We start from the raw sequence: 23,026 nt of genomic DNA, 5'->3' as shown, positions 1-23,026 counted from the left end.
AGCGAAGTCGAAGCAGCTCTACCGCTTCGTTGTAACGCTAACCAATCGAGAGAATTACTGCTGCGGTAGAGCTGGTTCAACTTCGCTCCGCTACGCCCAGCATGACGTACTGATTTATCAAAACACCGCCCACAACCAATCAAGCAATAACCTCAAAATACCTGTCAATTAACACCTGACACCTTCTTTTCGACAATGGCAGAGAGAATCACCATCAAAAACGGCAAGCTGAATGTGCCCGATCAACCTATCATCCCCTTCATTGAGGGCGACGGCACGGGTCCGGATATTTGGGCGGCTTCCGTGCGCGTGTTCGACGCGGCAGTAGAAAAAGCCTACAACGGCAAGCGCAAGCTCCAGTGGAAAGAAGTGCTGGCCGGCGAAAAGGCCTTCAAACAAGTCAATAACTGGCTGCCCAACGAAACCCTGGACGCCTTCCGCGACTACCTGGTGGGCATCAAAGGTCCCCTGACCACGCCCGTAGGCGGCGGCATCCGGAGCCTGAACGTGGCCCTGCGCCAGGAACTCGACCTCTACGCCTGCGTGCGCCCCGTGCGCTGGTTTGAGGGCGTACCTTCCCCCGTGAAGCACCCCGAGCTGACCGATATGGTCATCTTCCGCGAAAACACCGAGGACATCTACGCCGGCATCGAGTACATGAACGGCACGCCCCAGGCCCAGAAAATGCTGGAATTCCTCCAGGATGAGATGGGCGTGAAGAAAATCCGCTTCCCCGAAACTTCTTCCTTCGGCATCAAGCCCGTGAGCAAGGAAGGCACTGAGCGCCTCGTGCGCGCGGCCATCGAGTACGCCATCGAGCACAAAAAGCCCTCCGTGACCATCGTGCACAAGGGCAACATCATGAAGTTCACCGAGGGCGCGTTCAAAACCTGGGGCTACGAGCTGGCCGAAAAGGAATTCGGCGACAAGGTGTACACCTGGGCCCAGTACGACAAAGTACTGGCCAAGCAGGGCCAGGAAGTAGCCGATGCCCAGCAGAAGCTGGCCCTCGACAGCGGTAAAATCCTCATCAAGGACAGTATCGCCGACGCCTTCTTGCAGCAAATCCTACTCCGCCCCGCCGATTACTCGGTGGTGGCTACCCTCAACCTGAACGGCGACTACATCTCCGACGCGCTGGCCGCCATCGTGGGCGGTATCGGCATTGCGCCGGGCGCCAACATCAACTACGTCACCGGCCACGCCATCTTCGAGGCCACCCACGGCACGGCCCCCAAGTACGCTGGCCTCGACAAAGTGAACCCCGGCTCGGTTATCCTCTCCGGCGCCCTTATGCTGGAGCACCTGGGCTGGAACGAAGCCGCCGACCTCATCTACAAAGGCCTCGAAGCCGCCATTGCCGCCAAGCGCGTCACCTACGACTTCGAACGCCAGATGGACGGCGCCACCCTGCTCAAATGCAGCGAATTCGCCGACGAGATTATCCAGGATATGTAGTAGCTTGGTGCAAGCCAACTACCTCAACCGGAACCCCCGCGTTGGCTGCAAGGCCGGCGCGGGGGTTTTACTTCAATACATATATGACTAAAAAATCTTTCGTCCCGAAAAAATTCCGATTCACTAAATACCAGATAATTGGATCCCCAGATGCAGAATCAGACAACAACTTCGACAAAGTTTTTATTGAACACGGTGAATTAGAAGTACTCAGAGATACAGAGAACCCAAAATGTGTAATTATAGGCCGTACTGGATCTGGCAAGTCAGCATTGATAAGACGCTTAGAAGAGTCTACAAAAAACTTAACCCGTATTCAACCCGAATCAATGTCTGTAAAATATTTAACCAACTCTAATGTACTTGGATATTTCAGAAGCATGGATGTTAATTTAAATTTTTTCTACAAAGTACTTTGGAAGCATGTTTTTATTGTAGAATTATTGAAACTTCATTTTTCGGAAGACATCAATAAGAAGGAAAATATCATAGAATCATTATACAATAAAGCCAGAAATAAGTTTGGTAAAGTCAATCCAGCTAAAGAAAGAGGGATTCAATACTTAGATAATTGGTCAAATGAATTTTGGCAAAAGACGGAGCACAGAATTAAGGAATTAGAAAAACAAGCAGAAGATAAGTTTTTAGTATCTACTGGTTTAGATAAGGCTGTATTTAATCTAAAAGGAGAAAGCACAAAAATTTTTAGCACAAAAACTACTGAAGAAATAAAATACAAAGCCGAGAAAATAATAAGTGAAATACAAGCAGAAGAATTATATGAAGTAATCAATATAATGAAGGATCTTTTGTCAACATCACAAAAGAAATATTATATAGTGATTGATGATCTAGACAAAGAATGGGCATCTCCTCAAATAGTTTATGATTTAATAACTTCAATGATTGAAGTTATTAAAGAGTTTCAAATTTTCAAAAACGCTAAAATTATTATTGCTCTCAGAGACAACCTACATCAAATGCTTTTTTCAGCAAAAGAACATAGAGGTGGACAAAGGGAAAAATTCAATATTTTATACTTAGACTTAACTTGGTCTAAACAATCTTTAAGAGAGCTTATAGACAAGAGATTAAAAATAATATCTGGTGATGTATTATCCTCTTCAAATGCTTTTGAACCCATTGGAAAAACCAAAGAATCTGGTTTTGACTATATAATTGATAGAACATTTTTAAGACCTAGAGACTTAATAACATACCTTAACAAGGTGATTCCATTAATAGATCAGAAGAGCAATATACCTAGTAGTGCAATAAAGAAGGCGGAAGCAAGATATTCTTCAGATAGACTCAATGCGCTAGAGGATGAATGGAGCGAAAATTACGGAGACATTAAAAAGTCATGTGATTTCTTAATCGGAATGTATAATGGATTTAGAATAAAAAATATAGACGAGGAACGTTTTTACAGTTTGTATACAGATGAAAGCTACGAGAAATCTTTCAAAGGAGAATTATATAGAATAACTCATTTATGGCGTCTCAATAAAATGAGATATAGCACTTTTGTTTCTGAATTATCATATATTTTATACACTGTCGGAATAATTGGAATAAAAAAATCATCTAAACATTCAATCTACTTTTTTTACAATTCAGATGAAGATATTTCTATTTCTGATTTCAATTCAGAAGCTAGGTTATATGTACATAAAGCTTTCTACTCTGTATTGAAGATAAATGTAAAAGCATTAGAAGACACTTATGTATAAATTAAATAAATTTATACATATTAGCCGACCAAATTCACTCTCTTCAGTTTACTTCTGTGTGACTTCATACTAGGTGGTTGAATGTCTCATAGGCTTCATCGGCAACACAGCCAAATTAAATCAAGAAAGGCCGCACCTTCCCACACAGGAAGGTGCGGCCTTTTCTAATTTCACCGACTAACCTAACTAACCGAATCAGCCTGCGGCTGCCGTGGCTCAGGCTGCAACTTCTCGGTTGATTTGGTCAGTTGGCGCGGCTCGGGTTTGTTGCTGGCCAGCTGCTGCCGCTGTTCCTCCGCTTCCGCCCGCACCTGGGCGCGGGACCGGGGCACCTCACCCTTGCCGGCGGGCCAGCCTTCGCGCTGGGTTTGGCGGTTGCCGTCGGTTTCCTCGGTCTGGTCGTGCCACAGGATTTGCTGGGTGGGGAAGGGCAGGTCGATGCCGGCGGCGGTGAGCTTGTTCTTGATGAGCTCGAGCACCTCGTTCTGAGAGTCCATGAAGTCGGCGCGGCGGGGGGGCTTAATCCACCAGCGGGCCCGGATATTCACGCTGCTACCGGCTAAATCCACAATCAGGGCTTCCGGGACCGGGTCGTTGAGCACGTTGGGCGCTTCCTGCATGGCCTCGATGATGAGCTTGCGGGCCGCGGCAATATCGTCGCCGTAGCCGATGCCGATATCGTATTGCAGGCGGCGCTGGTCGTAAGCCGTGTTCACCGTCACGGCGTTGATGAACAGTTCGGCGTTGGGGATAACGACGCGGCGGCCATCGTAGGTTTTGATGGTGGTAGCCCGGGTCTGGATGTTCTCCACGGTGCCCTCGAAGTCCTTGTACTTAATCTGGTCGTTGATGCGGAAAGGCTCGGTGAGCAGCAGCAGCACTCCGGCCAGGAAGTTCTGGAAGATATCCTTGAACGCAAAGCCAATAGCTACGCCGCCCACCCCGAGGGCACTCAGCAGGCTGGTAGGCGTGAAGCTGGGAATCATGATGGTGAACATCACCAGTATCCCGAAAATGAGCACGAACACGTAGGCCAGCCGGCTCAGCAGTAAGGTCAGGCTCTGGCTCTGGTGGCGGTTCTGGGCCACCCGCAACACCAGTGACCGAATCCCCCGGGCAATGAAGATGAACACCACGAGCACGACCAGCCCGATAAGCAGGTTGGGCAGTACGGCCATAAAGCTGCGGCCCATGCCGTTGAGCTTCTGCCAGGCAATAGAGAAATCCATACAGTATGAAAAAGGGGAAAAGAAGGCCGGTAGGGAAAGGCTGGTAGCATAGAACACGTAATTGCCCGGCCAATGGTTGTAGCAGCCGCTGGCTGCCGCCGCCGGGCGGCGTTGCGGCCCCCGTCTGCGTAAGAGCAGCCATGACGACTCTGCACACGGCTACGCCCCACTCTCCCCTTGAATTGCGCGACCGCCTGGCCATGGAACGCACCCGCCTGGCCAACGAACGAACCCTGCTGGCCTACCTGCGCACCGGCATGACGCTGGTTATTGCCGGTTTCTCGCTCATCAACTTCTTTCGCAACAACGTGTATGTGTGGGTGGGCGTGCTGTTTGTGCCGATGGGCGTGGTGATTTCGGTAGTGGGTTGGTTTCGCTACCGGGTACGTGCCCGCCACATCGAGCAGTACGTGGCCGCCGCCGACGCGCTGGCCTGAGTTGGGCGAGTCTGTTGCACTCCTTTTAGGTTATAGGATTTTGGCATTGCCGAGGACCGGTCGTGGACGCCTGCTTTTGATGAACCGAAGTGGCTCCCGACTGAAAAAGCCCCTTTCACCTTTGCCAGGCCGCTTTTTGGCGGTCAGAATCCTGAATTGCCCGCCGCGGAATTCATTGGGCAGGGGTCTGGAACGGGACTGAAGCCGGGCGGCAGGGAAAGATTTTTCGCCGCGATACAAAATATTCTTTTTCTTGCTGACGTTCTTTCCATACTCCACCACCAAAACCCTCTACGTCATGCAAGTACCTTCTTTTTCCATCTTGGCCTACTCGGCCTTATTTGGCACTATTTCCTTAACCAGTTGCAGCAAGGACCAGCAGGCCCGGCCGGCCCAGCCGGAGCAGCAAGCCCAGGCCCAGGCCGAGCTGGCGTACCCCAACCAGACCGGAGAATTGAAAACCGGCGAGTGGGGCGGACAGCCCGTCAGCTACCAGGAAATCAACGGCGACAAAGTGTACGAAGGCGATATTCTGCTCACCAGTGAGCAGCTGGCGACCAGCGCCGGCGGCCAGCAGCGCCCGGGCAGCGCCGGCCGCACGACCGGCCGCTGGCCCTCGGGCGTGGTGTACTACGCCATCGACCCCGCCCTGCCCAACCAGGCCCGCGTGACCGGTGCCATTGCCCATTGGCAGGCCAATTCCCCCGTGCGCTTCGTGCAGCGCACCACCCAAACCGCTTTTGTTACGTTCCGGGTGGGCTCGGGCTGCTCCTCCAACATCGGGCGCACTGGCAGTCAGCAGTACATCAACCTGGCCTCGGGCTGTAGCACGGGCAACACCATCCACGAAATCGGCCACGCTCTGGGCCTGTTTCACGAGCAGACCCGGGCCGACCGCGACGCTTTCGTCAACATCCTCACCCAGAATATTCAGTCGGGCTACGAGGGCAACTTCACCAAGTACACCGACCTGGGCTACGGCGGCACCGATTTCGGTGCCCTCGATTTCGGCTCCATCATGATGTACGGCTCTTTCTCGTTCTCCTCGAACGGCCAGCCTACCATCGTGAAGAAGGACGGTTCCACCTTCAACATTCAGCGCACCGGCCTCTCAGCCGGCGACAAGAGCGGCATCGACGTCATGTACTAGCCAGCATGAGCCGGTCGGCGCCGGCTACGTCTTCCGACGGGCGGCTTTCCTGCGGGAAGGCCGCCCGTTTTTTTTGCACCCCGCCGCCGCCGCGGTATCGGAAGCCGGTTGTTTTACGTTTAGCGCACCAGCTTTCCGTTACCCGCTCCTCAATGTTCAGCCATTACCTACCGGCCGCTGGCCGATTATTATTCCCGTGCCTCTCGCTGCTGCTACTGGCGGCCCCGGCAAGCGCTCAGAAGCGCCTGCGCTACCGCGACTGGCAGCTCGTCTGGCTCGAAGACTTCGACACCTACCGCGACGTGGCCGATATGCAGGTCCGCTCGCCCTGGAAATTTACCCCCGATACCTACCGCACCCTTATCGGCAACGCCAGGGAGGACGAATACTACGACCAGCGCGCCCTGGAGCTGCACGAGGGCAACCTCCACCTGGTGGCCCGCCCCTTGCCCGAGCCCCTGGCCTACCGGTACTCCGTGGCCGGCCGCGACACGGTCAAAATACTACACTTTGAGTCGGGCTGGCTTAGCCTGAAACCAGCACTCCAGCCCCGCCGCGACTGGGGCGATACGGCCCGCTGGCCCGGCAACCGGGGTGTGCAGTACGGACTGTTTGAAATCCGGTGCCGGCTGGGGGGCGGGGCAGGCACCTGGCCGGCCTTCTGGCTCTACAGTGGCCCCACTGAAATCGATGTGCTGGAAAGCATCAGTAGCCGCAGTTTTTCCAACAACGTGCACTGGAACCCCAGCAACGGGCCGGCCCGCTCCCGACAAGCCGAGTTTCAGGCCCGGGGCGGGGCCGACCTCACCGCCGACTTTCACACCTACGCCGTCAGCTGGACGGCCGCCGCCGTAACGTTTTACCTGGATGGCCGCCGCCTCCGGACCGTGCCTGCCACCGAACTACCCACCTTCCCCGCCCCGGCCGATATTATCGTCAACCAGGCCGTTGTTGCCGGAGCGCCTTTTAACACCTGGCCGGGCCTGCCCGGCCAGCGGCAGAGTGCCCTCATTGTGGATTACATTAAGGTGTATAAGCCCCGGACGGCCCGCTGAAGGCCATTGGTTACCGTAGACCAGCCTGCACCACCCGGGCCGTCACCAGCAGCTGGCCCACGTGGCGGGTGGTGTGCTCGGCGGCGTGTACCAGCAGCCCGATCAGGGTGCTGGGCAGCGCCTGCCGGCCCACCGGCCGGAAATCGGGCAGCGTCCTTTCGGGCGTAGCGCGCAGCAGGCCCAGCAGTTGCTCCACCGCGGCGCTGAAGCGCCCGAGCAGGACCGCCGTCGATTCGGGTGGGGTAGGGCCATTGTGTTCGGCGGCCAGGTAGGCCAGCTGAGCTTCGTTCAGGGGCTGGGCGCGGGCGTAGGTCTGCATCCGGTCGAGGACGCCGCTGAGGTGGCGCAGGTGAAAGCCCACGGAAGCCACTCCGGCCGGGCGGGCGGGCAGCAGCGCGTCAGGAAATTCGTGGAGGGCGGCGGAAAGTTCTTCGCGGGCCTGGAGCAGCGCATGGGCTATGGGCTGAAGCAGGGGCGGCACCCCGGGCAGGGGGCCACGCAGCCAGACTTCGGGTTGGGCGGGAGCCATCATGCAGCACTAACCGTTCGGGAGCCGGCAGGTTATGGCCGTGGGGGGCCGGACTACGGCGGCGGAAGGGCTTTGGTGGCCGATGCGCTGGGTTTGTGGCGGCCCCCGCCTATCTTTAAGCCCATGCTGCCACTTTCCGAGCGTGGGCTGACGCTGCCCCCCTCCCCCTACCGCAAACTCACGCCCTTCGCCGAAGCCGCCCGCCGGCGCGGCCTCACGGTGCATCCCCTCAACATCGGTCAGCCCGACATCGAAACACCCCCGCAAATGCTGGCGGCCGTGCAGCAGGCCGACATCCGGGTGCTGGAGTACGGCCCCACGGCCGGCACCGACAGCTACCGCCAGGTGCTGGCCGATTACTACCAGCAGCAGGGCCTGAAGGTAGCCGCCGACGACATTCTGGTGACGGCCGGAGGCAGCGAAGCCATTTCGTTCGCCCTGCTGGCCTGCCTCAACCCCGGCGACGAGTTCATTGTGCCCGAGCCGTTTTACGGGCCTTACGCGGGCTTCGCGGTGGCCACCGGTACCCACCTGGTGCCGGTAGCCTCTTACCTGGCAGATGACTTCGCCCTGCCGCCCATCAGCGAATTCGAGGCGAAGATTACGCCCCGCACCCGCGCCATCCTCATTTGCAGCCCCAACAACCCCACCGGCTACGTGTATAGCCGCGCCGAGCTGGAGCAGCTCCGCGACCTGTGCCTGCGCCACAACCTGTACCTGCTCTCCGACGAAGCCTACCGCGAATTTTGCTACGACGGCCGCTTCACCAGCGCCCTGGAGCTGGCCGGCGCCGAGCAGCACGTGGTCTTGCTCGACACCATTTCCAAGCGCTACAGCGCCTGCGGAGCCCGCATAGGAGCACTGGTAACGAAAAATCAGGCCCTGCGCGACGTGGTATTCAAGCTGGCGCAGCTGCGGGTGTGCCCGCCCGGCCTGGGCCAGCTGCTGGCCCAGGCCGCCGCCGACCTCCCCGCCGACTATTTCGACTACACCAAAGCCGAGTACCTGGCCCGCCGCGACCTGATGGTGCGCCGCCTGCGGGCCATGCCCGGGGTGCGCTGCCCCCTGCCGCGCGGGGCTTTCTACGTGCTCTGCCACCTGCCCGTGGACGATGCCGGCCGCTTCTGCCAATGGCTGCTGGAGGAATTCGACCTGAACGGGGAAACCCTGATGGCCTCCCCGGCGGCCGGCTTCTATGCCACTGCCGAACTGGGGCGCCAGCAGGTGCGCCTGGCCTACGTGATCCATCACGACCTCATCAACCGGGCCATGGACTGCCTGGAAATGGCCCTACATCAGTATCCGGGCCGGCAAAACGACTAGGGGCAGCACTTGCTCCCACCCGCCGTCGAACGCAAACCGGGCGCCTTGCCTAACGGCGGGGTGGGGCAGTGCCGTTTCTGCCCGTTTTGCTCCCTTTTTCGTAGTTTCTGGGCTGATTCTTGTTCCCCTTCGCCCATGAAACGACTTCTCCCCCTGCTTTTGCTGCCCCTGTTGGGGGCCGCGCCAAAGTCCTCGTTCGCCCCGCTTCGCTCCGAAACCGTCCGCCGGCTCACGCTGCGCATCGACGGCAAAACCGTGCCCGCCGACACCATCAGCTCCCGGTTCTTTCTCAGCGCCGACCGCGCCCTCCGCCTGAACATCGTGCGCGCCGACGACCCCGACGGCCAGGGCCTGAACATCATCATCGACCGGTTTCCCATCGAAACCGGCACCTACAAATTTCAGGAAATCCTGAGCGGCCGCAACCGCGACGCGTCCTACCGCTACGGCAACACGTCGGCCTACTCCAAATCCTGCTCCGACAACCCCGGGGTGGTGACCATTACGGGCGTCAACAGCGACAGGCACTGGCTGCGCGGCACCTACCGCTGCCAGGTCTGCGAGGTGGGCCGCGGGGCACGCCGGTTCACGCTGGAAGGCGAGTTCGAGTATCCGGTGGAGAAGGAGTAGCTGGAAGGCTGCGTACACATCTGTTATCCTGAGCAGCGCGAAGGAACTCATCACGTTAGTCCGAGTCGTTGCTACGATGTCGTTTTAGCGTGAGAAGCGCCTTCGCTCTGCTCAGGATGACCGTTCTTTGTTACCGCCTTTCTGCATCATCAACCTGCCTTTTCAAACCCCATGCGCTTTCCCTCCTTTCGAATAACCGCCGCTGCCGCCCTGCTGCTGGGCGCGGGCACGGCCGCCCAGGCCCAGACCACCGCCCCCAACCGCTTTATTACCGACAGCCTCGACAGCTACGTGCGGCGCGGCATGCGTCTCTGGGATATTCCGGGCCTGGCCGTGGTGGTGGTGAAGGATGGGCAGGTGGTAGCCCAGAAGGGCTTTGGCGTGCGCGAAGTGGGCAAGCCGGCCCCCGTGGATGCCCAGACGCTGTTCATGATTGCCTCCAACACCAAGCTGTTCACGGGCACGGCCCTGGCTAAGCTTGATGGGGAGAAGAAAATCAGCCTCGACGACCGGGTAACCAAATACCTGCCCGATTTCCGCCTCTACGACACCCTCAGCACCCGCCTCGTGACGGTGCGCGACCTGATGAGCCACCACCTAGGCTTCAAAACGTTTCAGGGCGACTTCACCTTCTTCAAATCCAACTTGGAGCGGGCCGACATTGTGCGCCGCATGCGCCTGATGCAGCCCACCCGTGAATTCCGCCGGGATTATGGCTACTGCAACGCGGGCTTCGTAACGGCCGGCGAAATCATTCCGGCCGCTACCGGGGGCACGAGTTGGGAAATCTACGTGCAGCAGAACCTATTGCAACCGCTGGGCATGAGCCGCACGTTCGTTTCGTCGCTTGAATTCGCCAAGCAGCCCAACATTGCGGCGGCCTACTCCAACACCTTCGGGCCGCTGGCCAAAGTGCAGTTCGATAACTGGGACAACATGGGCCCCTGCGCCAGCATGGCCTCCAACGTAACCGACCTGGCCCACTGGCTCCGCTTCCAGCTCGACAGCGGCCGCTACGAGGGCCGGCAGGTGCTACCCTGGGCGGCCCTGCGCAAAACCCGCGACGCCAACACCATCATCACCAGCCGTAAGTCGCCGGTGCTGCCTACCCATTTCGTGTCCTACGCCCTGGGCACCGAAACGGCCGACTACAACGGCCGCCAGATTTTCTGGCACACCGGCGGCGCTTCGGGGCAGGTGAGCAACGTCTGCTTCGTACCCGAAGCGGGCCTGGGCCTGGCCGTGCTCACCAACAACGACAACCAGAGCTTCTTCGAGGCCCTGCGCTACCAGATCCTCGACAGCTACCTCGGTGTGCCCTACGTCGACCGCAGCGCCCAGGCCCTGGCTCGGCGCCGCGCCGGCGAACTAGCGGCCGGCCCCGACCCCACGCTGGCCCTGGCCGCCCGCGTGGCCAAAAAGAACAAGGTCCCCCTGCCCCTCAAAGCCTACGTGGGCGAGTTCGAGAACCCACTCTTCGGCCGCATCCAGGTCACCCAGAAAGGCCAGCAGTTGCTCGTAGTCATCCCCAACCACCCCGGCCTCACCGCCACCCTCGACTACATGGACGGCCAGGAGTTCCGCGCCACTTACTCCGACCTCGTGTTCGGCGTGCTGCCCGCCAAATTTGAAGTCGAAAACGGCCAGGCAAAAAACCTGGAGCTGCGCGTGAACGACTACGTGGAGCAGGACCCTTACGTGTTCGTGAAGCGGTAAGCCTCCGCCGCTCCGTTTGCGCAATATGATGCCGTAAATTTGTAGCGCGAAGCTGGAGTTTCGCTGTCCTGCGGTTCGCGCTACAACAACCAAATAAAGGAGCCCTACGCCACCTGAACGGCTTGTTCAGGTGGCGTAGGGCTCCTTTATTATTCAGACAGTCAACTTGAAGCTGGCTGCTTACAGCTCAGAGATTACCCTTTCAGGCTCTCCATGTCGATAACGAAGCGGTACTTCACGTCGGACTTCATCATGCGCTCGTAGGCCTCGTTGATGTAGTCGATGTTGATAACTTCCACGTCGCTCATCACGTTGTGCTCGGCGCAGAAATCCAGCATTTCCTGGGTTTCCTGGATGCCGCCAATCAGCGAGCCAGCGATGCGGCGGCGCTTGGCAATCAGGTTGAAGGCGTGCAGTTGGGCCGCTTCGGGCGGAACGCCGAGCAGCACCATCGTGCCGTCGAGGCGCAGGCTGGCTACGTAGGGCATCAGGTCGATGGGGGCCGATACGGTGTTGATGATCAGGTCGAAGTAGTTACTGATGCCTTCCATCGCGCCTTTTTCCTTGGTCACCACGAACTTGTGGGCGCCGAGTTCTTTGGCATCGGCTTCCTTGCCGGGCGAGGTGCTGAGCACGGTTACTTCGCAGCCCATGGCGGCGGCGAATTTCACGGCCATGTGGCCCAACCCGCCGAGGCCGATTACAGCTACCCGGTCGCCCTTTTTGGCGTTCCACTGGCGCAGCGGCGACCAGGTGGTGATGCCGGCGCACAGCAGCGGCGCCACGCGCGACAAATCGAGCTTCTTGGACACGCGGAGCACGAATTTCTCGGTCACCACGATGTTGTTGGAGTAGCCGCCCTGGGTGGTGGAGCCGTCCTTGTCCTTGGCGCTGTAGGTGCCCACGAAGCCGTTGTCGCAGTACTGCTCCAGGCCCTCGTTGCACTCGGCGCAGTGCTGGCAGGAGTCCACCATGCAGCCCACGCCGGCCAGATCGCCCACTTTAAAGTTCTTGACGTGGGCACCCACTTCCGTTACGCGACCTACGATTTCATGGCCCGGCACCATCGGGAACATGGAGCTGCCCCACTCGTTGCGGGCCTGGTGAATGTCGGAGTGGCAAACGCCGCAGAACAGAATATCCATGCGTACGTCGTGGGGACCCACATCGCGGCGCTCGAAGCTGAAAGGAACAAGGGGTTGGTCGGCGGCGGGGGCGGCATAGCCTTGGGCTGCAATCATAATAGGCGAATTTTAAGTAGCGCACCGATCGTCCGGCACGGAACCAGCATAACCCGGCCCGGTCCCGTTTGTTCAGGCCCGGTCCCGGCCCGTTTCTTCCCGAGCCCCCGTTTGCCGCGCCCGCCGTACCTTGCTCCCCCGAATCGTTTCCCCGTTTTTCTGCTCCCCCCATGGCTCCCCAAACCTCTTCTGCCCCCCGCCCCGTTGCCGACGGACCCAAGCACAACTCGCTGGGTCTGCGCATCTGGCACTGGGCCAACTCGGGCCTCGTGCTGGCCCAGCTGATCACGATTCTATTTCTGTTCGTGATTGTGAAGGTGAAAACGCTGGCCCCCGAGTTCAGCCAAGTGTTGGCCGAAAAGGGCGTAAACCTGCCGGCCCAGGAGCTGCGCGGCCTCACCCGCATCGTGGCCCACCGCATCTGGGACTGGCATATCTGGATCGGCATCACCATCTCGTGCCTGCTGGCCTACCGCGTGCTGGTGAGTTTCCGGCAGCGCGGCGGCCAGCGCACGGCGGCCAAAATCGGAGCCATTAAGGCCCGGGCGGCGGCCGGTGAAGCCGGGGCCACCAAGGCCCTGTGGGTGCGCTACAGCTACCGCGCGTTCTACGTTGTGCTGGGCGTGATGGTGGTTACGGGCCTGATTCTGGTGTTCGAGGACTACTTCCGCAGCATTGAGCACTGGGCCAAGGAAGTGCACGAGTACACGATGTACGCCGTTATTGCCTTCGTGGTAGCCCACATCGTGGGCGTTTTCCGGGCCGAAGTAACCGAGGAGCCCGGCGTGGTATCGGCCATGATTAATGGCGGCGAGCCAGCGGAAGGCGTTTAGGATTTGACCAAGCTGTTAACCAGAACCCGGTCATCGGGAGCGGGGCGCAGGATTTTTGAACCACCTTACCTTATGGTTCACGGTCCTGCGCTCCGCTCCGGATGACCGGGTTTCTGGCTATTTCCTGTTCTTGTCCAGCTGGGCCTGCGCGTCTTCGTGGGCGGAAACAGGCTGAACGGCCGGGCCGTCGGCCGCCGGGGCCTGCCAGCCCTCACGCAGCATCCGCTCCACCTGCTGCCTAAGCCGCTTTAGCGACTGTTGGGAGAAGCGTACCTGCAACCGGCGGCCAAACAGCTTAAAGCCCAGCCAATAGAACGGGTTACGGATGCGGCCGGTCTGCGATACGGCGTGGATGTGGCACCAGACCCGGCCGGTCGTGCAGTTTTTGTGCACGATGAACTCGATCTGGCCCCGCTCGAAATGACCTTCGAGGGTGCGGTAGTTATAGCCCCACACCTGCTCTGGCCCGCCGCCGTCCGGCAGTGCCCGGGTTTCATCGGTTACGCGCCCGATGCGCACGCCAAACCAGAACGAAACGCCCAGAAACTGCGCCCGCAGCACCATCACGCGCTGGCTCAGGGGCTGGTCGGGCAGGAAGATGCCGCTGATCAGGCCCGGCGGCGGAAAAGAATAGCGGCTCAGCACCTCGCAAGCGGCAGCCCAGGAGCCCCGGGGTTCGGGCGGGCCGGGCGCTTCGGGCGGCAGCTCGGTTTCGTAGTCGTCGACGCGCCAGCCGGTGGCGGCGGTGTAGTCGGTCAGCCGGTCGGGGTCGAAATTGTAGCCGGCGCGGGTAAAGGCGTCGAGGCGGGCTTTCTGTCGTTCGTAAAGAGGAGCGGGCTTAGGCATCATGCGTAATTTGAGTACCCGATTGGCTTTGTTTTATGGTTTCCACCTGCACCGGCCCCAGCCAGAGGCCGCCGCTGAACTCGCCTACCCGCTCGCAGAAGGTTTGCCAGGTTTGCTGCTGCACCAGCCGGCCCAGGCCCAGCGTGTCGTAGGTGAAGGCGACCAACCCGTCGCGGGAGCGGGCCCAGGAGTGGATTTCGAACCGGATGGTGGCGGGCAGCGTGGCGTGGGGCCGCAGCGAGAAGCGGATGCGGCCGGCCTCGGGGTGGTTTTGCAAAGTCGCCAGCTCGAAGAAATCGGGACCCAGCTCGGTTACCCGCACGTCGCCGTTCCAGGGGCCCAGAATTTTGATGCGGAACTCGTCATCGGTTTCCAGGCAGTCGGCCGCCCCCCGCGACTTCTCAAAATCAGCCAGCAAATCGGGCGAGAAGTCGGGCAGATGGCACTTTATATGCTCGAACAGCGCCGGGGCCGACTGGCGCGGGTGCTGCACATCGAGCCAGTAGCGGCGCTCAAAAAACGGGCCGCTGCCAGTATCGGCGGGTTGTTCGGGTTTGGGCATCAGGCGGGAAAGAAAAGGTACTGCCGGCATTAACGCAGCCTGCGGCGGCGGGTTATCAGCAACCCCGCACCCGCGCTGGCAGTACACCCGGTTCACCCCGGCACCTCCCTCCTATGGCTTACTTCCGCCCTCCCGGCCCCGCGCCCGACCCGCAGCTGGTGCGCGAGTTCACCCAACTGCAAGACCAACTGCGCACCCAGGTTCGACTGGAGCCGCCCAGCAGCGAGCTGCGCTACATTGCCGGCTGCGACTCCTCGTTTCCCACGCCCGATACGGTGCTCTCAGTGTTTATCGTGTTGGAGCTGCCCTCGCTGGGCTTTATTGAGAAGGTCTACCACGTTGGGCCTGTGCCGCTGCCCTACATTCCGGGGCTGCTCTCGTTCCGCGAAGCGCCCAACCTGCTGCACGCCTACGCCAAGCTGCGCCGCCAGCCCGACATCATCATGGTCGACGGCCACGGCATTGCCCACCCGCGCCGCATGGGCATTGCCGCTCATCTGGGCGTTGAGCTCGATGTGCCCACGTTCGGGGTAGCCAAGGAGCGTCTCACGGGCGTTTACGAGGAGCCCGCCCTCACCAAAGGCAGTATCACGCCGCTCACCGACAAAAACGGCGAGCGGCTGGGCCAGGTTATCCGCAGCAAAGACAAGGTGAAGCCGCTGTTTGTGAGCCCCGGCCACCGCTGCGACCAGGCCACCGCCACCCGCCTCACCCTGGCCTGCCTGCGCGGCTACAAGCTCCCCGAGCCCACCCGCCTCGCCGACCACTGGGCCGAGGAGTTCAAAAAGGAGCTGAAGTAGGGCGCTGTTAGCTGTTAGCTGTTAGCTGTTAGCTGACTGAACGAAAGCGGTCGGCTAACAGCTAACAGCTCAGACAACGACTCGCCTGCTTCCGGCGGCAGGCTCAGCAGCCGGGCCACGGCGCGGTACACGACCTGGGGCGTACCGGCTTCGGCCAGGATACCGCGTTGCTGGCCGGTTTGGGTTGATTTGGAGAGCTTTTGACCGGCTTCGTCGAGCAACAGGCCGTGGTGCAGAAATTGGGTTTGGGCGAAGCCAGCCTGGCCGGGCAGCATCTCGGCCAGCCAGAGCTGGGCCGCTGTGCTGGGCAGCAAGTCCAGCCCCCGGACGATGAAGTTGACGCCCAGCCGCCCGTCGTCGAGCACCGAAGCTACCTGGTAGGCGGGCGTGCCGTCCTTTTTGCGCACCACGAAGTCGCCCAACTCCCGGGCCAGCGCTATGGTTTGAGAACCCTGGGCCAGGTCGGGAAACCTGACGGCGGCGGCCGGGGGCACGCGGGCACGCCAGGCGGTATCGAGCGTTTCGAGGGGCAGCGCCAGCGCCCGGCAGGTACCGGGGTAGCAGCCATCAGGCCGGTCGGCGCGGGCCAGCGCGGCGCGGGAGCAGCGGCAGGCATAGAGTCGGCCGGGGTAGGCGGCGCGGGCGGCTTGCAAAACGGTTTCGTACTCAGGCAGGCGGTGTTGCTGGGAGAAGTGCCGCTCAAAATCATCGGGGCCGGCGGGGCCGTGGTCGTAATCGAGGCCCAGCCAGTCGAGGGTCTGGAAGATATTGGTCAGGTAAGCGAGCCGAAACCGGGCGCGGTCCAGATCGTCGATGCGCAGGTGCAGCGTGCCGCCCGCCCGGCGCGTGTGCAACCAGGTAAGCGTGAAGTTGACCGCGTTGCCCAGGTGCAGAAACCCGCTGGGCGTGGGCGCAAGCCGCGCAACGACGGGAGTAGTGGATAAAAGCATCATGGCATCGGGCGAGGCTGAGAGGGCAAATTACGGCGGCCGGCCAGATTAGCCCGACCAGGCACTTGGTCCCGGCCACAACGGCCGAAGCCTGGTATTGAAAGAATCTTTTTGCACCGATTGATGTATGTACATATATTTGTCGTACCAATCACTAAATTTCTTCCGCCATGCAGACCGTTCTTCATACTGCCGACTCCCGGGGCCACGCCAACCACGGTTGGCTCAACTCTCACCACAGCTTCAGCTTCGCCGGCTACCACAACCCGGCCCGCATGCACTTCGGGGCTTTGCGGGTGCTCAATGACGATACCGTGGCCGGGGGCATGGGCTTCGGCACCCACCCGCACGACAACATGGAAATCATCAGCATCCCGCTCAGCGGCACGCTGGAGCACCAGGATAACGCCGGCAACCACGGCCTCATCCGCAGCGGCGACGTGCAGATGATGAGCGCCGGCACGGGCATCGCGCACAGCGAGAAAAACCATAGCAGCTCCGAGCAGGTGAAGTTCCTGCAAATCTGGATTATCCCGAATAAGCGCAGCGTAACGCCCCGCTACGACCAGCAGAGCTTCCGGGCTGAAGACCGGCACAACCAGTTTCAGCAGGTACTCTCGCCCTCGCCCACCGATGCAGGCGTCTGGATTCAGCAGGATGCCTGGTTTCACCTGGCCGATTTCGATGCCGGCCACGCTGCGCAGTACGAGCTAAAGAAGGCCGGCAACGGCGTGTTCGTGTTCGTGCTCGAGGGCCAGGCCACCGTGGCCGGCCAGCCCCTGGACCGCCGCGACGGCCTGGGCATCTGGGAAACCGACCAGTTCACCGTGCAGGCCACCGCCGCTACCCGCCTGCTGCTCATGGAAGTACCGATGCAGTTCTAGCCCCGGCCAGTTACAACGGCTACCTTACCAGCACAGCCCGGTTCAGGGCAGAGTGGAGTAGTTGCTTGCCCTGCGACGCCTTGCTTCAGCAAGGTTAGCGAATTGTCCGTGAAAGCATCCTACCCAATACAAATCAGCGGGTTATGAAACCTACCCGTGCTGCTTTTCCCGTGCCCTTCGTCGTCCGGCCGTGCTGGATTACCTCCGACCAGCGCCCCGTGACTCCCGGAGCGCTGGAGCGGATTTTCGAGGCCGCCTCCCTGCCAGGGCCACGAATGAGCGTCCCTGGCGCTATAATCTCCGCTCACTGACTCCGATCCGGGAGTACCCCGCGAAGTAAGGGTTGGGCACTGACCAGGGGCAGACGATGGTAATCTAGGGCCGACGGCAGGAGCAACAGGATACCGGCAGTGAAGCAGTAGGTTTCCGGCAAATCCGGGTTACGGCGATGCGCCGCCACTGACCCATCGCCGCCGTACTCACCACGAGTTGCTCCGGCCTGGCCATTTCCGGGGCGGACGGGTTGCGTCCCACTGAAGCCGTTGAATAAGTGTGGGTTCGTGTTGATACCGGAAGACGGAGTAGCGGCCCGGGTGGGTGCACCGGATACCCGGCAAGGCGTGCGTTGGCGGGTTTTTGCTACTCTGGCCATCCAGCATGAGCCGACCACCCGACATCTGCTGATGGACATTTCGCTTCCTTACTGATTCGGAGTATTAATATGATTATTCTCATAAATTAAAACAAACACCCTGGGCCTAACGCGCTTTTTCGTCCTCCGGATTCACGCTGCTTCCTGTATGATAGGAGGCTATGGATGAATAAGTTGACCCAAACAGTAGTGTTTTTGCCGGATTGTTTCGACTTTTGTGGTTGATTTTCTACCGAATACCCTTTTTCTATGAAAATACGTTGTCTCACGCTCGCCCTGTGCGCTGGCTTGGTTCGCCTGACGGTAGCGCAGGATCTTCCTTATCAGCTTCCTCCCCGGGCTCTGGTGGCTCTGGCCGACGCACCCGCATTACCCCGCGTCAGCTTCTCCTCGGACGGGGACTGGATGTTGCAGATGGACGTGCGCGAGATGCCCTCCATTTCGGAATTGAGCCAACCCGAGCTACGGCTGGCCGGTCTGCGCATCAACCCCACCACCAACGGCCCCAGCCGCGTCACCTACATTTCGGCGCTGCGCCTGCGGCAACTGCCCAACGGCAAGGAACTGCTGGTGCAGGGCCTGCCCGCCAACCCCCGCATCAGCAACGTGCAATGGTCGCCGGACAACTCCAAGCTGGCCTTCACGCACACCTCCAACACCCATGTGGAGTTGTGGATCGTGGATGTTCCCTCGGCCTCGGCGCGGCTGGTGCCCAACCTGTTTCTGAACGACGTGTTCGGGATGCCCTACGAGTGGGTATCGGACAACAAAACCATCATTGCCCGCGCCGTAGTGGGGGGGCGCGGGGCGGCCCCCAAGCCCGACGAAGCCCCTACCGGCCCGAGTGTGCAGCAGAACGTGGGCAAGGCGGCCCCCGCCCGCACTTACCAGGACCTGTTGAAAACGCCCATTGACGAGCACCTGTTCGATTATTATACCCTCACGCAGGTGGTGAAAGTAGGCCTTGATGGCCGGATGGCGCCGCTGGGGCAGCCAGGCGTGATCCAGCAGGCGACCCCTTCGCCCAACGGGCAGTACGTGCTGGTGCGCACCCGCCACCGCCCCTACTCCTATTCGCTGCCCGTGAGCCGGTTTCCGGTACGCACCCAGATTCTGAACCTGGAAGGATTGGTAGTGAAAGAAGTGGCCGATTCGCCCCTGGCCGACCAGGTGCCCACCAATTTCGATGCCGTACCCGGTGGCCCCCGCGAGTTCAGCTGGCGCGAGGATGCCCCGTCCACCCTGTTTTGGGTGGAAGCCCAGGACGGCGGCGACCCCCGCTCCGAAGCCACCGTGCGCGACAAGCTCTTCGCGCTGCCCGCCCCCTTCGACGAAAAGCCCCAGGAATTGGCTGCCCTGCCCCTGCGCTTCCGCACCATTCACTGGTCGAGCAATAAGCTGGCCCTGGTGGAAGGGTACCGCTGGGCCGACCGCAAGGAAACCACCTGGACCCTGGACCTGGCAACCAAAACGTCCTTGCTGCCGCTCTTCGAGCACTCCACCCAGGACACGTACACCCACCCGGGCAAGCCCGTGGAGCAGCGCAACGCCCAGGGCCGCCCGGTACTGCTGACCAACGCCAGCGGCGACGCTATCTACCTGATCGGCAACGGGGCCTCCCCCGAAGGTGACCGGCCGTTCGTGGATGAGCTGAACGTGCGCACCAAGAAGAGCCTGCGCTGGTGGCGTTCCGAAGCGCCGTACTACGAAATGCCCGTGGCCATCCTGGATGTCGGCAAGAACCTGTTCGTTACCCGCCGCGAGTCTCCCACCGAAGCACCCAACTACTTTTCGCGACGGGGTTCCAATCCCAAAATCACGGCCCTCAGCAGAATGTCCAACCCGTACGCGGGCCTGGGCACCTTCCAGAAGCAAGTGCTCCGCTACAAACGGGCCGATGGTGTGGAACTGACGGCCAACCTCTACCTGCCGGCCAACTACAAAAAAGAAACTGGCCCCCTGCCGACCCTGATGGAAGCCTACCCGGTGGAGTTCAAGGACAAGAAGGACGCGGGCCAGGTAAAAGGCTCCCCCTACTCGTTTCCGCGCCTGAGCTGGGGTTCGCCCATCTACTGGGTCACGCAGGGCTACGCCGTGCTTCAGGGCACGAGCATACCCATCGTGGGCGAAGGCAATCAGCAGCCCAACGACACGTACGTGGAGCAGCTCACCGCCTCCGCCAAAGCCGCCCTCGAGGAAGGGCGCCGGCTGGGAGTGGTGGATACGGCCCGGGTGGCCGTAATGGGCCACAGCTACGGCGCATTTATGACGGCCAACCTGCTGGCGCACACTAAACTTTTCAAGGCAGGCATTGCCCGCAGCGGGGCCTACAACCGCAGCCTCACACCCTTCGGCTTTCAGGGCGAGGAGCGCACCTACTGGCAGGCTCCGGAAGTGTACAGCGCCATGTCGCCGTTCAACTTCGCCCCGGCCATTACCACGCCCCTGCTGCTCATTCATGGAGAAGCCGACAACAACTCGGGTACGTTTCCGATGCAGAGCGAGCGGTTTTACGAGGCCCTGAAGGGCAACGGAGCCACCGTCCGGTACGTAACGCTGCCCGCCGAATCGCACGGCTACCAGGCCCGCGAGTCCATCATGCACATGCTGTGGGAGATGAATACCTGGCTCACTACCTACGTGAAGCAGCCGGGGGCCGCCGCTTCCGGGCCGGCCGCAGCACCGGCTCCGGCCGCTCCGGAGCAAGTGGGCCTGCCCGTAGCCACGCCCGTTGCCGTTCCGGCCAGCTTACCCGGCACTTCCCAGAACAACTAGCCCCATCCCGGCCTCACGCCGACTACGGGATATATCGTCTGACAGAGCGTTTCTCCCCCGCAGCCACCAGCGAACTGGTGGCTGCGGGGGAGAAACTTTTTTTCGGGCGTTGCCCAACCAGCCGGTTCCTGGGGCGCCGCAGCGGTGGCCGGTTCCGCTGGCATGTAGATCGATAGGACTGCCCCCCTCCCTGCTGCGGCCGCTGGCCGTTTTTCGGTGCTGGCTCGGGCACTTCAAGCGAAGATTCAGACCTTTATCCGACTTCTGCCAAAGCAGGCCGGCGACTTGTAGCGCACTGCTTCAGCCGTTGTGCGGAAGTGCTGATCTACCTTGCCCGCCCTTTGCTGCCGTTTCCATGTCCGTTTTCAGTACCTACCTCCAACTCGGCTTCCACCACATCTTCAACCTGCGCGCCTACGACCACCTGGTGTTTCTGCTGGCCCTGTGCGCGCCTTATGCATGGACGGACTGGCGGCGGGTGGTGGCCCTGGTGACGAGCTTCACCCTGGGCCACTCCGCTACGCTGGCCCTGGCCACGCTGGAAGTGGTACCGTATTCGCCCCGCCTGGTTGAGGTGCTGATTCCGGTGACCATTCTGCTGACCAGCCTGCTGAACCTGCTCCGGGCTGGCCGCAGCCCGGCCTCCAACGTGGCCCCGCCCCTCGTGCTGACCTTGCCCAACTTGTTGGCTGCTGTTTTCGGGCTGATCCACGGTTTGGGCTTTTCCAGCTATCTGCGCGGGCTGCTGGGCCACCAGAGCCGGCCGGTGCTGGAGCTGCTCAGCTTCAACGTGGGCGTGGAGCTGGGCCAGCTGCTGATTGTGGGCCTGATTCTGGGGTTGGGCTGGCTGCTGCTGCGGGGCCTGCACGTGGCCCGCCGCGACTGGCTGCTGGTAACCAGCGGCGCGGCCCTGGGCATTGCGGCGGTGCTGCTGGCCGGCCAAACGCTACCTTGAACTACGGGCAGCCAAAAAGCGGGCGAGTTAGGTTGTAACACCTTTACCCGCCCGCTCTTACTTCTTACAAGAGGCCGTTACGCTTTACCGGGCGCACTAATAGCTGCCCCGGAAATAGTAAACTTCTCCTGGTCCGTAAGCATTCTGCTGGTTCTGGGGCCAATGTGGGTCATTGTAGTTCACGAATTGCTCGCCCATCCGCTCATCATTAGAGCCAATGGTCGGGTTGAACGTTATCACCACTCCTTTCGGCAACGTTACCGAGAGGTTCAGGCGAATGTTAGGTCCAGCGTCCCGCTCTACCCAGATGTCACGGAACGTTTGGCCGTAGGAATTCAGGTACCAGTAGTAAAGCAGGCTCTGCGAGTTAATCCACTGCCCGTTCTTCACCGAGTTACGACTAGGGTTCTGCGACCAGGTTCCCAGCTGATACGGGGGCGAAGCCGGCTGATATGGGTATGTGCTGTAATTGGGCATGGGCGCAACCCAGTACTGCATCTGTAGCTCAGGGCCGCCGAGCAGCCAATGCTCAATAGCGTTGATGTCCCGTATTTTATACCGCTCCAGCCGTTCCATTGCGCCGTTGTTGCGGTTAGCCGTGGTATAGCCAGCTTCTACCTCGCCCTTTTCATTCACCCGCTCATTGCTGCCAATTACCACTACTGGCTGCTCGGGTTCCACGGCGCCATCGAGTACTTCTTCCTTGCCATCCTGGTTGAAGCTCAGAATAGACTCCACCTTCATGTCGTCGAAATCGGTGGGCAGTGCAATGACCAAGGGAGCGTAAGAATTCTCCCATTTTTCGCAGTTCACCGGCACCGAGAACTGGCACAGCGGAATGCCGGCAATAGTGCGCTGTACCCAGCTGCGCGCTTCGTCCCCGGAAACGCTTTGGCCTCTGTTCTCCGCCTGGCGCACGAACTGCCGGGTGAAGATATCCTCCAGCGTTTCGTCCCCAATCCTCCTGTCTGCTACCCGCTGATACAGCACATCGTAGTCGCCGTCGAACTGGCTGAGCGCTTCTTCGCGCAGAAAGTCGCGCAGCTTTTCGTTGCTGCCCAGCTCAACGGCCAATAGCCGCGCCAGTTGGTTCCGATCTTCCGTGGAAGTAGTTTCTGCTTCTCCATTTACGGAGGAAGCAGCAATTGAAGCCTTGGCGGGGCTTACATCCTGCTGTTCGCAGGCGGCCAGGCTGAGCCCGATAGCAGCGAGGCAAGCCAGCTGCGCAACACGTTTCTTGTTCATAAAAAAAAGATAAAAGTGAGTGG

Annotated in this window: 20 protein-coding genes; 13 read left to right on the top strand and 7 right to left on the bottom strand. The window is 60.1% G+C overall.

Annotated features, from left to right (window positions below; genetic code table 11):
• Nucleotides 1-195: 195 nt before the first annotated feature.
• Nucleotides 196-1,458, top strand: coding sequence for an NADP-dependent isocitrate dehydrogenase (gene icd / locus D0T11_RS08045; protein WP_119655265.1), 1,263 nt, complete (start codon nt 196-198; stop codon nt 1,456-1,458).
• Between the two features lie 83 nt (nt 1,459-1,541).
• Entirely contained in the window at nt 1,542-3,191 is a 1,650-nt protein-coding gene (locus tag D0T11_RS08040) for a P-loop ATPase, Sll1717 family (RefSeq protein WP_182888306.1), read from the top strand.
• A 182-nt stretch (nt 3,192-3,373) separates the two neighbouring features.
• On the opposite strand, the gene D0T11_RS08035 is transcribed toward D0T11_RS08040, so the two are convergent.
• Nucleotides 3,374-4,420 (bottom strand): mechanosensitive ion channel family protein, encoded by a 1,047-nt coding sequence (locus D0T11_RS08035; protein WP_119655263.1) that lies wholly within the window; start codon nt 4,418-4,420, stop codon nt 3,374-3,376.
• A 140-nt stretch (nt 4,421-4,560) separates the two neighbouring features.
• Here D0T11_RS08035 and D0T11_RS08030 point away from each other — a divergent pair, with 140 nt between their 5' ends.
• The 3 genes from D0T11_RS08030 to D0T11_RS08020 all read left to right on the top strand — a co-directional run bounded on the left by D0T11_RS08030 (nt 4,561) and on the right by D0T11_RS08020 (nt 7,062).
• Nucleotides 4,561-4,857, top strand: coding sequence for a DUF202 domain-containing protein (locus D0T11_RS08030; protein WP_119655262.1), 297 nt, complete (start codon nt 4,561-4,563; stop codon nt 4,855-4,857).
• Nucleotides 4,858-5,155: 298 nt separating this feature from the next.
• On the top strand, nt 5,156-6,007 hold the full coding sequence (locus tag D0T11_RS08025; RefSeq protein ID WP_119655274.1) for a M12 family metallopeptidase: 852 nt from the start codon (nt 5,156-5,158) through the stop codon (nt 6,005-6,007).
• A 152-nt stretch (nt 6,008-6,159) separates the two neighbouring features.
• On the top strand, nt 6,160-7,062 hold the full coding sequence (locus tag D0T11_RS08020; RefSeq protein WP_182888305.1) for a glycoside hydrolase family 16 protein: 903 nt from the start codon (nt 6,160-6,162) through the stop codon (nt 7,060-7,062).
• Nucleotides 7,063-7,072: 10 nt separating this feature from the next.
• On the opposite strand, the gene D0T11_RS08015 is transcribed toward D0T11_RS08020, so the two are convergent.
• The gene (locus tag D0T11_RS08015) at nt 7,073-7,594 is read right to left on the bottom strand and encodes a DinB family protein (protein ID WP_119655260.1); all 522 of its coding nucleotides are present in this window, start codon (nt 7,592-7,594) and stop codon (nt 7,073-7,075) included.
• Between the two features lie 120 nt (nt 7,595-7,714).
• Here D0T11_RS08015 and D0T11_RS08010 point away from each other — a divergent pair, with 120 nt between their 5' ends.
• The 3 genes from D0T11_RS08010 (at nt 7,715) to D0T11_RS08000 (ending at nt 11,260) form a co-directional block, all read left to right on the top strand.
• On the top strand, nt 7,715-8,914 hold the full coding sequence (locus D0T11_RS08010) for a pyridoxal phosphate-dependent aminotransferase (RefSeq protein ID WP_119655259.1): 1,200 nt from the start codon (nt 7,715-7,717) through the stop codon (nt 8,912-8,914).
• Nucleotides 8,915-9,049: 135 nt separating this feature from the next.
• Entirely contained in the window at nt 9,050-9,544 is a 495-nt protein-coding gene (locus D0T11_RS08005; RefSeq protein WP_147374572.1) for a hypothetical protein, read from the top strand.
• Nucleotides 9,545-9,715: 171 nt separating this feature from the next.
• Nucleotides 9,716-11,260, top strand: a complete 1,545-nt coding sequence (locus tag D0T11_RS08000; protein ID WP_119655257.1) for a serine hydrolase — start codon at nt 9,716-9,718, stop codon at nt 11,258-11,260.
• A gap of 194 nt (nt 11,261-11,454) precedes the next feature.
• On the opposite strand, the gene D0T11_RS07995 is transcribed toward D0T11_RS08000, so the two are convergent.
• On the bottom strand, nt 11,455-12,501 hold the full coding sequence (locus tag D0T11_RS07995; RefSeq protein WP_119655256.1) for an NAD(P)-dependent alcohol dehydrogenase: 1,047 nt from the start codon (nt 12,499-12,501) through the stop codon (nt 11,455-11,457).
• Between the two features lie 170 nt (nt 12,502-12,671).
• Between D0T11_RS07995 and D0T11_RS07990 the strand changes: the two genes are divergently transcribed.
• On the top strand, nt 12,672-13,334 hold the full coding sequence (locus D0T11_RS07990; RefSeq protein WP_119655255.1) for a cytochrome b/b6 domain-containing protein: 663 nt from the start codon (nt 12,672-12,674) through the stop codon (nt 13,332-13,334).
• Between the two features lie 117 nt (nt 13,335-13,451).
• Here D0T11_RS07990 and D0T11_RS07985 read toward each other — a convergent pair whose 3' ends face one another.
• Complete coding sequence (locus D0T11_RS07985; RefSeq protein ID WP_119655254.1) at nt 13,452-14,183, bottom strand: DUF1990 domain-containing protein; 732 nt, start codon at nt 14,181-14,183, stop codon at nt 13,452-13,454.
• Nucleotides 14,173-14,742 carry a DUF1990 domain-containing protein gene (locus D0T11_RS07980; protein ID WP_119655253.1) on the bottom strand — a complete coding sequence of 190 codons (570 nt, stop codon included), beginning with the start codon at nt 14,740-14,742 and terminating at the stop codon, nt 14,173-14,175. The genes D0T11_RS07985 and D0T11_RS07980 overlap by 11 nt, the downstream gene beginning before the upstream one ends.
• A 113-nt stretch (nt 14,743-14,855) precedes the next feature.
• Between D0T11_RS07980 and nfi the strand changes: the two genes are divergently transcribed.
• Complete coding sequence (gene nfi, locus D0T11_RS07975; protein WP_119655252.1) at nt 14,856-15,542, top strand: deoxyribonuclease V; 687 nt, start codon at nt 14,856-14,858, stop codon at nt 15,540-15,542.
• A 14-nt stretch (nt 15,543-15,556) separates the two neighbouring features.
• Here nfi and D0T11_RS07970 read toward each other — a convergent pair whose 3' ends face one another.
• Nucleotides 15,557-16,495, bottom strand: coding sequence for a glutamate--tRNA ligase family protein (locus D0T11_RS07970; protein ID WP_119655251.1), 939 nt, complete (start codon nt 16,493-16,495; stop codon nt 15,557-15,559).
• Between the two features lie 167 nt (nt 16,496-16,662).
• Here D0T11_RS07970 and D0T11_RS07965 point away from each other — a divergent pair, with 167 nt between their 5' ends.
• From D0T11_RS07965 to D0T11_RS07955, 3 genes are all read left to right on the top strand, one after another.
• Nucleotides 16,663-17,376: a pirin family protein gene (locus tag D0T11_RS07965; protein ID WP_119655250.1), complete on the top strand. Its 714-nt coding sequence runs from the start codon at nt 16,663-16,665 to the stop codon at nt 17,374-17,376.
• Nucleotides 17,377-18,277: 901 nt separating this feature from the next.
• Nucleotides 18,278-20,803, top strand: coding sequence for a S9 family peptidase (locus D0T11_RS07960; RefSeq protein ID WP_119655249.1), 2,526 nt, complete (start codon nt 18,278-18,280; stop codon nt 20,801-20,803).
• 355 nt (nt 20,804-21,158) lie between these two features.
• Complete coding sequence (locus D0T11_RS07955; RefSeq protein WP_119655248.1) at nt 21,159-21,758, top strand: HupE/UreJ family protein; 600 nt, start codon at nt 21,159-21,161, stop codon at nt 21,756-21,758.
• 96 nt (nt 21,759-21,854) lie between these two features.
• Here the strand turns inward: D0T11_RS07955 and D0T11_RS07950 are convergent, their stop codons facing one another.
• Nucleotides 21,855-23,003 carry a hypothetical protein gene (locus D0T11_RS07950; RefSeq protein ID WP_119655247.1) on the bottom strand — a complete coding sequence of 383 codons (1,149 nt, stop codon included), beginning with the start codon at nt 23,001-23,003 and terminating at the stop codon, nt 21,855-21,857.
• Nucleotides 23,004-23,026 lie beyond the last annotated feature (23 nt).

This window comes from Hymenobacter rubripertinctus (assembly GCF_003583925.1).
Lineage (GTDB): Bacteria > Bacteroidota > Bacteroidia > Cytophagales > Hymenobacteraceae > Hymenobacter > Hymenobacter rubripertinctus.
This window is presented reverse-complemented; position numbering and strand designations above follow the sequence as displayed.